The sequence below is a fragment of the Pantoea sp. USHLN298 genome (assembly GCF_037149395.1).
Classification (GTDB): Bacteria; Pseudomonadota; Gammaproteobacteria; order Enterobacterales; family Enterobacteriaceae; genus Pantoea; species Pantoea astica.
Genome location: NZ_JBBCRO010000005.1, coordinates 419,014 through 430,706, shown reverse-complemented (window position 1 = coordinate 430,706; position 11,693 = coordinate 419,014). Strand labels below are relative to the sequence as shown.

The window sequence follows — 11,693 nt, the reverse complement described above, 5'->3', positions numbered from 1 at the left end:
ATGTAATCATCTTTTCGCGGACATAACAGCGTCAATCAAAGGCGACTGGTGGACCCGGATTGCAGGATGATTCAACAAACCTCTTCTGCATGCCGGGAATCATACCGCAACTGAGCCTGCTCCATTTCCGCACCATGTTTTAGCGCCCATCCATACAGCGCACTAAAAGGCTCCTGAAGCGTCTGTGCCAGTGATGTAAGACTGTACTCCACACTCACCGGCGAAGTCGGCAGTACCTTTCGATGCACCAATCCATTGCGCTCAAGCCGTTTAAGCGCATCAGACAAGGCTTTGTGCGTAATCCCATCCAGTCGGCGACGGAGTTCATTGAAGCGCACGGGTTCACTACAAAGTACGGTGAGAATTAAAATTGACCATTTATTGGTGATGTTCTCCAGCACCGGTCGGGTTTTTCCTATTTCTGTCAGGTCATTACTCTCAATTTGAGCCATAGCGATATATTCCTCGATACCTGATATAAACAAAGTGCGTAATTGTTATTAAGTATAAAAATTATATCATCTGTTTTCCATCCCGACAGGAGTGAGCAGATGCGTAGATTAGAGAATAAAGTTGCCCTGATACTCGGCGGAGCAAAAGGCATTGGTCTGGCTATCAGCCAGCGATTTGCCAGTGAAGGTGCAACGACCTGGCTGACCTCGCGCCGAAATGAAGAGTTAGAAGCAGCCAGCCACACCATAAAGGGCACCGCCAGGCCCGTTCGTGCTGATGTCAGCCAGATAAGCGAACTGACGCGGATAGTTGATGTAATCAGGGCAGAGTCTGGCCAGATAGATGTGCTGGTCATCAATGCCGGAATGGCGGAATACTCGACGATTGATGACGTCACCCCGGCACATTTTGATGCTATTTTCGGCCTGAATGTGCGCTCACCGCTTTTTGCTATGCAGGCAGCACTTCCCCTGATGAAGAAGGGCGCGAGCGTCGTTTTGATCGGGTCGATTGCCGATGTGATTGGCACGCCGGGATATGGCGTATATGGCGCCAGTAAAGCAGCACTTCGTTCTTTTGCCCGCACATGGACAAAAGAACTCTCCGCCCGTGGCATTCGAATAAATGTTGTCGCCCCTGGCCCCATCGATACGGAAATGATGCTTGCGGCCTCTGAAGAGCTACGTAATGGGATAATCAGCACCATTCCCTTATCAAGAATGGGCAGACCTGAAGAAGTTGCCAGTGCTGCACTATTCCTCGCAAGCGATGAAAGCAGTTATATAGCCGGAGCAGAAATCTGTGTGGATGGGGGGATGACGCAAGTATGATCAATGACGTTCAGTTTTATTAACACCAGAGAAAGGCTGAATGAGAGACGAACCGGGCTATTACCCGGTTTTTATCTTTCGCCAAAGCGGGTCGCTGTCAGTGGCTATGCAGGCAGAGGTCCTGATGCGCGGTATGAATCGACCAGGGCATCGAAAAGCGAAATATCCGAGCGACTTCTGGCCAGAAGCTGGGCACCGACAATAGCTGCGAAAATTGCACGTGCTCTGGATTCACTCTCACCTGATTCGCACACCTTCGCAGCCACCAGAAGTTTACTAAGCCATGCAATGTTTACTTCAGCAAATTTCTGAATTTCATTGGTCATTTCAACGGGTAAAGTATCGGTTTCAGCGCCCATAAAACTGCCCAGGCAGAGACGATTGTCGGCCTCAAGCGATCTGCGGAAGATTTCAGGAAAGCGATGCAGCGCGTCAAGCGGGGACGGGCTTTCTGATTCGATCATCTCCAGCGCGAGCGCGCCGTCCTCCCAATATCGTCTGGCAACGGCAATACCCAGATCGGCTTTGCTGGGAAAATGGTAGTAAATACTCGCCGCTTTGATACCAACAGCTTCCGCGAGATCGCGGAAATTCAAACCATTGTAGCCCTGCGATTGGGCAATTTTTTTGGCCGCCAACAAAATGGCTTCCTTAGAATTGACGCTCATCTTTGTGCCTTTCGTCCAGGGACGATCTCTTCAATAAAGAAGGCTATTTTACAGCAAACACCTACCGTGTGACAGGTAGATTGTCAGGGAGAGCAGTGCGTTCACTGCGACCAGAGTGCTCAGGCAGACGCCGTTCCTTCATGGTTCAGAAAGCGGCATCGCCAGCCGATACTAGCGGGACCACTACGGTCACCGGGAAAGTTAAAGGATGGCGATCCCGGCGTACCGGCGTTTTCATTGAGAAGCAGTTACCGGGCTGGCGAATCCAGCTCAGGAATGCCGCTGCTGCGATCGGCGTAGGCCGCCTGGAAAGCAGGACGTTTTGTCCAGCGCTGCCAGTACGCATCCAGGAACTCAAAACGCTCATCCAGCGGAGTGGCATTGACCGGGAATTTCGAGAAGGCGATGGCGGTTGCCAGCGTAATGTCCGAGAAGGTCGGGGCATCGCCGCCGAGCAGCCATTCGCGGCCGTCTGACAGATGACGATTGACCAGTGCGGCGTGAGCCAACGCTTCCTTACGGCAGTGTTCACCCCAGGCCTCATTTTTGGTCAGTTCCAGCTTGAAGCCGAGGCCGGTATGCAACACATGGAATGCTGTAACGATGCGGTACAGGATGTGCACCCAAACCCGGTTATCCCACATGTTATCCAGACCCTGTTCCAGTGCGGTCTCTCCCATGATCTTACGACCGGGATACTCCTGGTCAAGATAACGAACGATGGCAGCCGTTTCGGAAATATAGCTACCGTCAGCCAGTTGCAGAGTGGGCGTTTCGCCCCACGGGTTCATATTCAGATGACGCCAGCCACGCTGTTCTCCCACAGGGGACATATCATAAATGGTTTCGGCAAATTGTTCAGCGATGCCCTTTTCGTGCATGAACAGGCGCAGACGCTGTGGGTTCGGAAAGGCTGAAGGCGAAGTGAAAAGCTGAAGTTCAGTTGTCATGGTCGGCATCCTGAAAGTTGGGGTTGAGTTGCCTAACAAACGTTAGGTAGATAAACCTTAGCTGGCGATTCGATGTGCGTCAACACCTATCTAACACTTGTTAGGTAAATCTTTTATGTGCCGTTCCGTTTGCTACGCTATTTCAGCGTCTGCCTGGCTGAAGGCGGGGGCAGAATGACGTCAGATGGTCGAGCGAATGAATGACGGGTCAGGTTGAATGCATACGGGTGTTCAGGTGAGTGGCACGAGGCGAGGTTAACGCGATAGCTGATGCAGACTATACGATTCCGCAGAGGTACCGGCGGGGATGAGGCAGGGTCGGCTTACAGCGAACGATGGCCTGAACCACCCGGTTTTCGCTTACTGTTGATCCGAAACCCGTTTTAACGGGTACGCAGGCCGAATCAGCGGAATTAATTTCAGACACGCATCGCTGCTTTTACCGTGTCCACGAACAGTCGCAATGCAACAGGCATATGGCGATTTTGCGGAAAGTAGAGAGCGATACCCTGCGACGCAATCGTCCAGTCTTCCAGTAAAGTAACCAGCCGCTTCGTGTCGAGAGCCTGCCGGGCGTAGGGCTCTGGCACATAGGCCACAGCTAATCCTGCGACAGCCGCCTCCACCATTAAAGCGCTGCTGTCGAGGGTCAGGCTGCGCGGCACATCCAGCGCAAACTGTTGCTCATGCTGCTGATATTCCCAGTGATAACGTTTGCCGCCAGGCAGACGCTGGCGCAAACAGGCATGTTGCATAATGTCCTGCGGATGCGCGACTTCGGGCCTAGCTGCCAGGTAACCGGCCTGCAGGCGATCCAGACTGAGCGAGAAATGCAGCGTCGGCACCCGCTGCACCCAGTCCGTATTGACGGTTCTCATCATCGGGATGGCCTGCACTTAGTGAGCAATCGCGCGCAGAGTGGCAGAGTCCGGTCCCATAACGCGGCAGGCCAGCGGATAAGGCGAGTAGGTGCTTAACACCCGTTGTGTCAGCCGGACGCATGCTTCTGGCACCAGTCCGTGAGCCGCTGCATCCCGCGCTGGCCTGCGCGGTGGCTGAACCGCTCAGCAAAGTAACGCTGCTCAACTGCGGGCATTTTATTGCCGACCAACAGCCGCAAAAATTAGCGGAATATTAACAGGCATGTTTAATTCAACTGTCCGGTAACCGGCTTTCATCACCAGATAAGTAGTGAAAGTAATGTCATCTGGCGGATTATTAATATTATTGCTGATCTGCCCGATTCTCATTCAATCTTCCTGAGGTTATTTCTATCTCATTGATTTTAAAACGACTGCGACCGGCTTTTGCGCGTTGCTTTCTGCGTCATGCTGTGAATAAATAAACGGTCGCAAACACCAGAAATCATGATCACATAAAAAAAGAGTCTGCATTACGATGCCGACCCAATATTGCCGGGGCTGCTATGAATCAGGATAAAGCACTGCTGGCCAGAGAAATAAAAGCCAGAACGGAACAACTGGAATCGCATTTAGTGGCGATTCGACGCGATATTCATGCCCACCCGGAATTAGGCTTCGATACGCTGCGTACCGCCAGCCTGGTAACACAACAGTTACAGGCGCTGGGGCTGACGCCACAAACCGGCATCGGCCGCAGCGGCGTGATGGTGGATATCGACGGCGCTGAGCCGGGGAAAACCCTGCTGCTTCGCGCCGATATGGATGCGTTACCGATCCACGAACAGACCGGGCTGCCTTTTGCCAGCGTCTGGCCCGGCAAAATGCACGCCTGCGGGCATGACATTCACACCGCCACCCTGCTGGGCGTAGCAGCGATTCTGCCGCATTATCGTCAGCAGCTAAAAGGGAGAGTCAGGCTGATTTTCCAGCCCGCCGAAGAAACCCCGGACAGCGGCGCGCAGGCGATGATCGCTGACGGTGCGGCGGAAGGCATCGACTGGGCGATTACTCTGCACAATAAGCCTGAACTGGCGGCTGGTGAAGTAGCGTTAACCCGCGGCGCCAGTACCGCGTCCAGTGACGAATTTGACGTGACGGTGCATGGCGTTTCAACCCACGCCGCGCGCCCGCACATGGGCAGCGATCCGATTATTGCCACCGTGCATCTCATCAGTCAGCTACAAACTATCATCTCGCGCGAACGCGATCCGGCCCACTCGGCGGTGTTAACCATCGGCCACATTCAGGGCGGCACCACCCACAATATTATTCCTGACAGCTGCCTGTTTCAGGGCACTATCCGCACCAAATCGCCTGCGGTACGTGCCGACATGGAAGCGGCATTCAAACGGATGTGTGAGGGCGTGGCGCTGGCGCAAAATGTGCGCGTGGAGGTTAACTTCCAGCGTGGCGTACCACCGCTGATGAATGACGATCGGCTAATCGATGCGCTGGAGCAGATTCTGTCGCACCAGTTCGATAAGCCGATTATCGCGCAGCCCAGCGACAGCTTTGGTGCCGAAGATTTTTCGCTGTTTACCGAACGGGCGCCGGGTTGCCAGATCCACATCGGGTCTGCCACGCCGGGCCGTGACGATCATCTGCACAATTCCGACTATCAACCGGATGAACGCAGCATTGCCGCCGGGACGCAGGCGCTGACCCGCCTTGCGATTGATCTGCTCTCTTAATAAAAAAAATGAGGTTTCTATGATGATGCACAACCGTCTGTTTGCGGCTTCCCTGACCGTGGCATTACTGGCGACGTCTGCTGTCAGCCAGGCAAAAGATTTTGGCACCCTGAAATTTGCCACCGAGGCGGCTTATCCCCCGTTTAACCAGACCACTCCGAGCGGCAAAATCGTCGGCTATGAGCCGGATATGGTGGCGGAGCTGGCTAAGCGCGCCGGTTTCAAATATGAAATCATTGCCCAGAAATGGTCCGGCATGATCCCAGGCCTGATTGACGGTAAATATGATGCGGTCATTGATGCCGTTACCGTTACCCCCAAGCGCGCCGAAGCGATCGATTTTACCCATCAGTACACCGTCAGCGTCTCCAGCTTTGTGACCTCTAAAACCTCGCCGCTGGCAACCCTGCCAGGCAGCGGCACGGTGGTCACGGCCGATGATGAACCGGGCATGAAAAAAGCGATTGAGGATCTGAAAACCAGCTTTAAGGGCAAAACCATCGCGGTGCAGGTCGCCACCATTCAGGCTGACTTCCTGCAAAAATATCTCGGCGATGTTGCCACTATCCGTACCTATCAGGCGGGCCCGGAGACCTTCGCTGACCTGATGAATGGCCGGGTTGATGCGGTAATGGCGTCACGCACCAACCTCAACGCCTTTGTGAAAAAACATGCTGAGGCGATCAGCAGCAGCGGCTACGGCTTCTCTGGCGGCGTACTGGGTGCCGGCTCAGCGATTGGCCTGCGTAAAGGCAACAGTGAACTGCAGCAGGTGCTGAACCAGGCACTGGAATCGATGATCAAAGACGGCACGCTGAGCAAACTGTCGATGAAATGGTTCGGCGAAGACGTCGCACCCAAAGCGTAACCGCTGATGTTGATGAATATTGACTGGCAGATACTTGGCTTTGGCGACGAAGGGTGGGGCGGTGTGCTGCTTAACGCCGCCGCCGTCACGGTCAGCGTCTCGCTCTGTGCCTGGCTGCTGGGGGCGGTGCTCGGCAGCGTACTGTGCTGGATGCAGATTGCCGGCTCGCGCTGGCAGCAACGGCTGGCGGCCAGCTACATTACCCTGTTTCGCGGCGTGCCGGAATTGCTGGTGATCTACCTGTTCTATTTTGGCGGACGGCAGGTGGTATCGACCGTCGGCACCGCGCTGGGCTTCCAGGGGCCGTTTGACGTGAACGGCTTTGTGGCAGGCGCGATTGCCATCGGGCTGATCTCCGGCGCCTACCAGAGCGGTGTGTTTCGTGGCGCCTTTTACGCCATCCCGAAAGGCACGCTGGAAGCGGCAACGGTCACCGGGATGGGGCGCTTAATGATGTTCCGCCGCATTATCGTCCCGCAGGCGTTGCGTACCGCACTGCCGGGAATGGGTAACCAGTGGCAATCGGTGATCAAAGAGTCGGCGCTGGTGTCGGTGACCGGGCTGGTGGAAACCATGAATCAGGTGTCAACCGCCGCCAACTCCACACAGATGTCGTTTTTCTTCTACAGCGTCGGCGCGGTGATCTACCTGATCATCACCACCTGTTCTGACATGGTTTTCCGCTACGTGGAAAAATTTGCGATGCGCGGTCAACAGCGCGTAAAGGAATAAGGAGTCCACGTGGATATCACTTTTTTACAGCAAACGCTGCTGGCACTGCTGAAAGGGCTACCGCTGACGATTAACCTCGCCCTGTTGTCGCTGCTGGGCGGCGGCCTGCTGGCGCTGCTGCTCAACCTGCTGCGCATGACGCGGGTCGGCAGCCTGTTCTGCCGTTTCTATGTCTGGCTGTTTCGCGGTACGCCCCTGTTGATTCAGATTTTCATGGTCTATTACGGACTCGGCAGCTTACCTGCGGTGCGGGAAAGTCTGTTCTGGCCGCTGCTGCGCGATCCATACTGGTGCGGGTTACTGGCGTTGATCCTCAATGATGCGGCCTACACCTCTGAAATTCTGCGCGGTGGACTGCGCGCCGTCAGCCAGCAGTCGCTGGAAGCGGCAAAGGTTTCGGGTATGGGGTCATACAAAATCTTTACCCGGATTACCTTACCGATCGCCATTCGCCAGGCATTACCGGCTTACAGCAACGAAATAATCTCGATGATTAAAGCCACCTCGCTGGTCAGCACCATCAGCCTGATGGAGATGACCGGAATTGCCGATTCGATTGTCTCGTCAACCTTTCGGGCGCTGGAAGTGTTCCTCAGTGCTGCGGTTATCTACCTGATACTGACCATGCTGGTCAGCAAAGGCGTATCGATGCTGGAACGTCGTTTATCACCTTACTATTTTGGAGCGCGTTCATGACGGCACCGACTATCATGCTGAGTCATCTCAGAAAGAGTTATGCGGGACATGAAGTGCTGCACGACATTAGCCTGACGGCGCAGGATGGCGATGTGATTTCGCTGATCGGCGCCAGCGGCTCCGGCAAAAGCACCCTGTTACGCTGCATCCCGTTCCTTGAAGTGCCGCAGGCCGGGGAGATCGCAGTGGGTGAGGTGACGGTCACGCTGGATAATGCTGATGAAAAACTGAACCGTGAGCAGCGTCGCCGCATCAAACTGATGCGTATGCAGCTCGGTTTTGTCTTCCAGAGTTTCAATCTGTGGCCGCACAAAACGGTGATGCAGAACATCATCGAAGCGCCAATTCACGTCCAGAAGCGCAGCCATAGAGAGGCGCTGGAAGAGGCGGAGGCATTGCTGCATAAAGTGGGGTTGTACGCGAAGCGCGACGCCTGGCCGTCGCAGCTTTCCGGCGGACAACAGCAGCGTGTGGCGATTGCCCGTGCGCTGGCGCAGCAGCCAAAAGCGATCCTGTTTGATGAGCCCACGTCGGCACTTGATCCGGAGCTGGTAGGCGAAGTGCTGCGGGTGATCCGTAGCCTGGCGGAAGAGGGACGCACCATGATTATCGTCACTCATGAGATGGGCTTTGCGCGGGAAGTGTCCAACAAAGCGATTTTCCTGCATCAGGGCATGATTGAAGAGTCCGGCGCGCCGGAGCAGGTGTTCCTCGATCCCATCTCGCCGCGCTGTCGCGCGTTTGTTAACAGCCACTTTGAGCGTAATGCGGGTTAAACCTGCAGGATTACATCAAGTCGCAGACATTGCGTCAGGCCTCTTTCAGAGGCCGCTCTGAATTCCTGCAGGCCATCACAAACCTATCTGGACGACACCGTTTCAGCTATTGATACTCTTTTCGGACCGCTCATCGCTGGGCTGGTCGGGGAATTTTGTTGCCTGAAGGGAAACAGCTTGCTATATTGTTTCCCGTTGAGAAACAGTAGTGATCAACGTGATTAAAAGCTGGAAGCATAAGGGATTGCAAAGGCTATACGAAAAAGGTGACACGAGCGGTCTGCAGGCAAAGGATATTGATCGGATTATGCTGCGGCTGATGGTGCTGGATAATGCCATGACAATTAATGAATTCAGGCACTTTCAGGGGTTCAACTTTCATACACTGAAAGGTGACAAATGCCATCTTTACGCGATAACCGTGCGTGCTAACTGGCGCATCACTTTCGAATTTCTCGACGGTGATGTCTATATTCTGAACCTTGAGGATTATCACTAATGACAATGATTAACCCACCCCATCCGGGAGGATTGATTACGGAATACCTCGACGATCATCAGATGAGTCTGCGCAGTCTGGCCCGCCATATTGGCGTCTCACCATCGGCGCTGAGTAAGGTGGCAGCCGGTAAAACCGCGATCAGCCCCGAAATGGCGCTCCGGCTTGAAGCCGGTTTGGGCATTGCGGCCCGGCTCTGGCTGGCGATGCAGGCATCCTACGATCTTAACCGGGCACGCGAGTGGGTTGATCTCTCTGGCGTCAAACTCTTATCCCCTGCTGATAAACAACTGGCGCAGTGAGCCTGCCAGCTGGCTGCGTGATGGTTTGGCTCTGACACGATCGTTATTTCTACCCGGCGTTATCGGGCTGACCGCCGACTGCTGACATACTTGTAGCGGTTGTGATCGATCATCGGCCCTTCACTTGACGAACCTGCCCGCTTAACTTAAAACTAGAACCCGTCAGGGGAGTCTCGCCAGAGAGACTGAGAGGCTAATAGCGCAGCGCGCGGCTTAGCGACCCTTTGAACCTGACCCAGTTGATACTGGCGTAGGAAGACGGGCATCCGCTCTCTGCAGATGCTTGCCGCAAGGGCATCGCCATTCATGCTCTCGCTTTTTTCCCTTCTGGTATCCCGGGTCTTCGCGTAGTTACGACGAGGCCACTATGAACCATCCTATCCTGAATGACGCAACGCCCGCAGGGCGGACAGCATGAGCCGCTGGTCGGTACTCGGCAGTGGTGTGGCCGGGCTGTGCGTCGCCACGCTGCTGGCAGAGCGCGGTGAAACAGTTGAAGTCATTACCCGTCCTGAATGTCTTGCGGCCTCTCACTGGGCTGGCGGGATGCTGGCGCCCTGGTGCGAAGCGGAGAGTGCGCCGCCGCAGGTCATTGAGTGGGGTCAGCACGCTGCGGCCTGGTGGGCGCAGCGGATTGAGGGCGTTGTGCAGCACGGCACGCTGGTGGTTGCGCCGCCGCGCGACAGCCGCGAACTGATCCGCTTCGCCAGCCTGACTCACCAGCACCAATGGGTCACGCCCGGTGAAATTGAACCGGCGCTGGAAAATCGTTTTGCTCGCGGGCTATTTTTTGCCGCTGAAGCCCATCTCGATCCGCGCAGTGCGCTAAAGCAATTGCAGCAGCGTTTGCTGGCGGCCGACGTGCCCTTTCATTCCGGCGCGCCCGGCGGTCAGATTATTGATTGCCGGGGCATCCACGCCGCCGAGATGCAACCCGCGCTGCGGGCGGTGCGCGGCGAAATGCTGATCCTGCACGCGCCTGACCTTACTCTTTCCCGTCCCGTTCGCCTGCTGCATCCGCGCTTCCCCTGTTATCTGGTGCCGCGTGCCGATGGGGTCTTTATGCTGGGCGCCACTATGGTGGAGAGCCATGACAGTAGCCCGATCAGCGCGCGTGCCATGATGGAACTGCTCAGCGCCGCCTATACCCTGCATCCGGCCCTGGCCGAAGCGCGCGTGCTGGAAAGCGGCACCGGCCTGCGTCCCGCATACCGCCACAACCTGCCCGAAGTCCGCTATCAAAACGGGGTTTTCTCGATCAATGGACTTTATCGCCACGGCTTCCTGCTGGCGCCGATGATGGCTGAACAATTTATCCAGCAACTGACTCAGGAGATGACTCATGCGAATTGAACTGAATGGACGCGGCATCGATACCGCGGCGCGCACAGTAGCCGAACTGTTGCAGGAGCAGCAGATCGATCCGGCCACGGTTGCCACGGCGCTGAACGGTGAATTTGTGCCGCGCGCCCGTTACGCCAGCCAGCGTCTCGAAGCCGGGAATCAGCTGGAAGTGCTGTCACCGATGCAGGGAGGTTAAGCATGTTTTATCAACATACGCCATCATCGCGGTTTTTACTGGGCACGGCAGGCTATCCGTCGCCCGCTATTCTGCAGCAGGCGATTGCGGCTTCGGAGACAGAGATCATCACCGTGAGTTTACGCCGCGAAGGCAGCGCGGGCGGCGCTTTCCGTGAACTGTTGCATCAGCTCAACACCCGCATTCTGCCAAATACCGCCGGTTGCCACACCGTTAAAGAGGCGGTAACCACTGCGCTGATGGCGCGTGAACTGTTTGGCACGCCGTGGATTAAGCTGGAAGTGATTGGCCACGCCGATACCTTGCAGCCCGATCCCTTTGCGCTGGTAGAGGCGGCGCGCATTCTCTGCGCCGAGGGTTTTCAGGTCTTTCCCTATACCACTGAAGATCTGATTGTCGGCGAAAAATTGCTTGAGGCGGGCTGTGAAGTGCTGATGCCGTGGGGCGCGCCGATTGGCTCAGGACAGGGTCTGCGTAATATTGAAGGGCTGAAAACGATGCGCGCCTGGTTCAGGGATGTGCCGCTGATTATTGATGCGGGCATCGGTGCGCCCAGCCAGGCGGCGCAGGCGATGGAGATGGGATTCGATGGCGTTCTGCTCAACACCGCGGTGGCGAAAGCACGCGATCCGGTGCAGATGGCGACGGCATTCTCCGCCGCCATCGCGGCCGGACATCAGGCATATCAGGCCGGTCTGATGGAGCAGCGCGATATGGCCGCCGCATCCACCCCGATTTTCGGGCTGGCACAGTTCAGCTAAGGAG

Annotated in this window: 15 protein-coding genes, 1 pseudogene and 1 riboswitch; of the genes and pseudogenes, 12 read left to right on the top strand and 4 right to left on the bottom strand. The window is 55.8% G+C overall.

Going from position 1 to position 11,693, the window contains the following annotated elements:
- Positions 1-71 precede the first annotated feature (71 nt).
- Positions 72-452 (bottom strand): winged helix-turn-helix transcriptional regulator, encoded by a 381-nt coding sequence (locus tag WFK59_RS15520; protein WP_069729128.1) that lies wholly within the window; start codon positions 450-452, stop codon positions 72-74.
- A gap of 99 nt (positions 453-551) precedes the next feature.
- Here WFK59_RS15520 and WFK59_RS15515 point away from each other — a divergent pair, with 99 nt between their 5' ends.
- Positions 552-1,283 carry an SDR family NAD(P)-dependent oxidoreductase gene (locus WFK59_RS15515; RefSeq protein ID WP_233988562.1) on the top strand — a complete coding sequence of 244 codons (732 nt, stop codon included), beginning with the start codon at positions 552-554 and terminating at the stop codon, positions 1,281-1,283.
- A gap of 104 nt (positions 1,284-1,387) precedes the next feature.
- Here WFK59_RS15515 and WFK59_RS15510 read toward each other — a convergent pair whose 3' ends face one another.
- The 3 genes and pseudogenes from WFK59_RS15510 to WFK59_RS15500 form a co-directional block, all read right to left on the bottom strand.
- Positions 1,388-1,951, bottom strand: coding sequence for a TetR/AcrR family transcriptional regulator (locus WFK59_RS15510; protein ID WP_336756284.1), 564 nt, complete (start codon positions 1,949-1,951; stop codon positions 1,388-1,390).
- 248 nt (positions 1,952-2,199) lie between these two features.
- Positions 2,200-2,901 carry a glutathione S-transferase family protein gene (locus WFK59_RS15505; RefSeq protein WP_336756282.1) on the bottom strand — a complete coding sequence of 234 codons (702 nt, stop codon included), beginning with the start codon at positions 2,899-2,901 and terminating at the stop codon, positions 2,200-2,202.
- 419 nt (positions 2,902-3,320) lie between these two features.
- Positions 3,321-3,938 (bottom strand): annotated as a pseudogene (locus WFK59_RS15500) (LysR substrate-binding domain-containing protein); the annotation flags it as partial.
- Here WFK59_RS15500 and WFK59_RS15495 point away from each other — a divergent pair.
- The 11 genes from WFK59_RS15495 to WFK59_RS15445 all read left to right on the top strand — a co-directional run bounded on the left by WFK59_RS15495 (position 3,902) and on the right by WFK59_RS15445 (position 11,689).
- Positions 3,902-4,039, top strand: a complete 138-nt coding sequence (locus WFK59_RS15495; protein ID WP_336756280.1) for a hypothetical protein — start codon at positions 3,902-3,904, stop codon at positions 4,037-4,039. The pseudogene WFK59_RS15500 and the gene WFK59_RS15495 sit on opposite strands and share 37 nt — an antisense overlap.
- Before the next feature lie 288 nt (positions 4,040-4,327).
- Complete coding sequence (locus tag WFK59_RS15490; protein ID WP_336756278.1) at positions 4,328-5,515, top strand: M20 metallopeptidase family protein; 1,188 nt, start codon at positions 4,328-4,330, stop codon at positions 5,513-5,515.
- 19 nt (positions 5,516-5,534) lie between these two features.
- Positions 5,535-6,383, top strand: a complete 849-nt coding sequence (locus WFK59_RS15485; protein WP_336756276.1) for an ABC transporter substrate-binding protein — start codon at positions 5,535-5,537, stop codon at positions 6,381-6,383.
- A gap of 6 nt (positions 6,384-6,389) precedes the next feature.
- Positions 6,390-7,115: an ABC transporter permease gene (locus WFK59_RS15480; RefSeq protein ID WP_233988568.1), complete on the top strand. Its 726-nt coding sequence runs from the start codon at positions 6,390-6,392 to the stop codon at positions 7,113-7,115.
- A gap of 9 nt (positions 7,116-7,124) precedes the next feature.
- Positions 7,125-7,811: an ABC transporter permease gene (locus WFK59_RS15475; protein ID WP_094119056.1), complete on the top strand. Its 687-nt coding sequence runs from the start codon at positions 7,125-7,127 to the stop codon at positions 7,809-7,811.
- Positions 7,808-8,587 (top strand): ATP-binding cassette domain-containing protein, encoded by a 780-nt coding sequence (locus WFK59_RS15470; protein WP_336756273.1) that lies wholly within the window; start codon positions 7,808-7,810, stop codon positions 8,585-8,587. The genes WFK59_RS15475 and WFK59_RS15470 overlap by 4 nt, the downstream gene beginning before the upstream one ends.
- 217 nt (positions 8,588-8,804) lie before the next feature.
- A complete protein-coding gene (locus WFK59_RS15465) occupies positions 8,805-9,086 on the top strand; it encodes a type II toxin-antitoxin system RelE/ParE family toxin (RefSeq protein WP_233988570.1) in 282 nt (93 codons plus the stop codon).
- Positions 9,086-9,388, top strand: a complete 303-nt coding sequence (locus WFK59_RS15460; RefSeq protein ID WP_094119058.1) for a HigA family addiction module antitoxin — start codon at positions 9,086-9,088, stop codon at positions 9,386-9,388. Before WFK59_RS15465 ends, WFK59_RS15460 begins: the two co-directional genes overlap by 1 nt.
- 154 nt (positions 9,389-9,542) lie before the next feature.
- Positions 9,543-9,662, top strand: a riboswitch (TPP riboswitch).
- A 140-nt stretch (positions 9,663-9,802) separates the two neighbouring features.
- Positions 9,803-10,741, top strand: a complete 939-nt coding sequence (locus WFK59_RS15455) for an FAD-dependent oxidoreductase (protein WP_336756272.1) — start codon at positions 9,803-9,805, stop codon at positions 10,739-10,741.
- Positions 10,731-10,928, top strand: coding sequence for a sulfur carrier protein ThiS (gene thiS, locus WFK59_RS15450; protein WP_336756270.1), 198 nt, complete (start codon positions 10,731-10,733; stop codon positions 10,926-10,928). The genes WFK59_RS15455 and thiS overlap by 11 nt, the downstream gene beginning before the upstream one ends.
- Positions 10,929-10,930: 2 nt before the next feature.
- Positions 10,931-11,689 (top strand): thiazole synthase, encoded by a 759-nt coding sequence (locus tag WFK59_RS15445; protein ID WP_336756269.1) that lies wholly within the window; start codon positions 10,931-10,933, stop codon positions 11,687-11,689.
- The last annotated feature ends 4 nt before the right edge of the window (positions 11,690-11,693 follow it).

Excerpts from the sequence above, each read along its gene's own strand:
- WFK59_RS15520 (WP_069729128.1), bottom strand. The coding sequence starts at position 452 with ATGGCTCAAATTGAGAGTAATGACCTGACAGAAATAGGAAAAACCCGA.
- WFK59_RS15515 (WP_233988562.1), top strand. The coding sequence starts at position 552 with ATGCGTAGATTAGAGAATAAAGTTGCCCTGATACTCGGCGGAGCAAAA.
- WFK59_RS15510 (WP_336756284.1), bottom strand. The coding sequence starts at position 1,951 with ATGAGCGTCAATTCTAAGGAAGCCATTTTGTTGGCGGCCAAAAAAATT.
- WFK59_RS15505 (WP_336756282.1), bottom strand. The coding sequence starts at position 2,901 with ATGACAACTGAACTTCAGCTTTTCACTTCGCCTTCAGCCTTTCCGAAC.
- WFK59_RS15495 (WP_336756280.1), top strand. The coding sequence starts at position 3,902 with ATGCTTCTGGCACCAGTCCGTGAGCCGCTGCATCCCGCGCTGGCCTGC.
- WFK59_RS15490 (WP_336756278.1), top strand. The coding sequence starts at position 4,328 with ATGAATCAGGATAAAGCACTGCTGGCCAGAGAAATAAAAGCCAGAACG.
- WFK59_RS15485 (WP_336756276.1), top strand. The coding sequence starts at position 5,535 with ATGATGATGCACAACCGTCTGTTTGCGGCTTCCCTGACCGTGGCATTA.
- WFK59_RS15480 (WP_233988568.1), top strand. The coding sequence starts at position 6,390 with ATGTTGATGAATATTGACTGGCAGATACTTGGCTTTGGCGACGAAGGG.
- WFK59_RS15470 (WP_336756273.1), top strand. The coding sequence starts at position 7,808 with ATGACGGCACCGACTATCATGCTGAGTCATCTCAGAAAGAGTTATGCG.
- WFK59_RS15460 (WP_094119058.1), top strand. The coding sequence starts at position 9,086 with ATGACAATGATTAACCCACCCCATCCGGGAGGATTGATTACGGAATAC.
- WFK59_RS15455 (WP_336756272.1), top strand. The coding sequence starts at position 9,803 with ATGAGCCGCTGGTCGGTACTCGGCAGTGGTGTGGCCGGGCTGTGCGTC.
- thiS (WP_336756270.1), top strand. The coding sequence starts at position 10,731 with ATGCGAATTGAACTGAATGGACGCGGCATCGATACCGCGGCGCGCACA.
- WFK59_RS15445 (WP_336756269.1), top strand. The coding sequence starts at position 10,931 with ATGTTTTATCAACATACGCCATCATCGCGGTTTTTACTGGGCACGGCA.